The sequence below is a fragment of the Pseudomonas sp. LJDD11 genome (assembly GCF_024584215.1).
GTDB lineage: Bacteria > Pseudomonadota > Gammaproteobacteria > Pseudomonadales > Pseudomonadaceae > Aquipseudomonas.
Genome location: NZ_JANJFL010000160.1, coordinates 1 through 512, shown reverse-complemented (window position 1 = coordinate 512; position 512 = coordinate 1). Strand labels below are relative to the sequence as shown.

Below are 512 nucleotides of genomic sequence, written 5' to 3'. Positions count from 1 at the left end.
CCTGTTCTACAACTACTACTTGCGGGATATGTCACTGGCGTCCTTTGAACTTCCCCTTGGCTTGCTTCTGCTGATATTCGGTACTGTCTTCGGGGTCTTTCATTGGGGGCTTTCCCTGCGCACCGGTATTGCGACGTCGCCCGGAACCGTCATGTTATCGGCGCTGCCCATACTGGTCGGTATCCAGTTCATCCTGGCCTTTGTCGGCTACGACATTCAGTCCGTCCCCAGGCGCCCGATTCATTGCAGAGAAGATTCCTCGGTCGGGAGCTCTAGCATGGCGATCTATCTCGCGGCGCTGGCCTGTGTGCTGGGGATCTCCATCGGCCAGGTGCTCTTCAAGATGACGGCGCAGACGTTTCGTCAGAACGGTGACCTGCTCGACCCGGTCATGCTCGGCTGGTTTTTTCTGTCGCTGTTCCTGTACGGCATTACCACCATTGCCTGGCTCTGGGTGCTGCAAAAGGCCGAACTGGGCAGGATCTATCCGTTGATGGCCCTGGCATTCGTGA

Annotated in this window: 1 pseudogene; it reads left to right on the top strand. The window is 57.2% G+C overall.

Features of this window, described 5'->3' with window-relative positions:
* Positions 1-512, top strand: a pseudogene (locus NRB16_RS29345) (hypothetical protein); the annotation flags it as partial.